Source organism: Halomonas sp. AOP7-E1-9 (assembly GCF_052376035.1).
In the GTDB taxonomy this organism is placed as follows: Bacteria; Pseudomonadota; Gammaproteobacteria; order Pseudomonadales; family Halomonadaceae; genus Vreelandella; species Vreelandella citrativorans.
The window spans coordinates 1-755 of sequence record NZ_JBQSVC010000093.1 but is presented as its reverse complement, the minus strand read 5'-3'; the positions used below and the strand labels follow the sequence as shown (position 1 = coordinate 755).

At 60.5% G+C, this 755-nt stretch carries 1 protein-coding gene; it reads right to left on the bottom strand.

From position 1 onward, the window contains the following. Positions 1 to 755: IS701 family transposase (locus ACT3R4_RS18445; RefSeq protein ID WP_496201303.1), on the bottom strand; the 755-nt coding region annotated here is incomplete at both ends.

Below are 755 nucleotides of genomic sequence, written 5' to 3'. Positions count from 1 at the left end.
TTGCGCCCCTCGTAATGCTTCAGTCCAAACTCCTGCTTGAGTTCCTGATAATCTCGTTCGATGCGCCAGCGTCCTTTCGCTGTCGCCACCAGAGTGGTCAGTGACGTATCTTCCGGCAGATTGCTTAACCAATACTTCGCTGGCGCGGCGTCGCTTTGGGGCCATTCGATCAGCAACCACTCCGGTTCGCGCTTCTGCTGGCCGCGCGCCACACGCACTCGGACAGCGGTAAACCGGGAGCACAACGGCTTGTTGGTACCTTCCCGCCAGGTGATAGCCTGATAGGCATTGGCATCCAGCGACTTGGCCAGTGCTTGTGCCGACACTGGGTGATGCTCCGTGGTCTGCTGCCATCGTGTCGGCGGTCGCCCCAGGCCGGACCACTTCGGAGGCAGAGGCTCACTGCCAGGCGGCCAGACACTGATACCCTCCGGCACGTCAACGCAATAACTCAAGCCCCATTTTGCAAGCTGTTCTCGCCAGGGCGTCACTTTGCCGTAAGCCGCATCTGCCAGCACGATACCGGGCGTGATACCAGCCTCCAGTGTCTCGCGCACCTGCTGCAGGGCGATCTCCGGTTTGGTGGCAAAGTCGATCTCTTCTGGCACGCCAGCGCGGCGACAGCGCGCCGGATCGTTTGTCCATGATGTGGGCAAATAAAGCCGCCATGCGACCGGCAGGCTGGCCTGTTCGGTCGCCACCGATAGGCTAACGGCGACCTGACAATTGTCCTGTTTACCAATCTCACCGCAGTA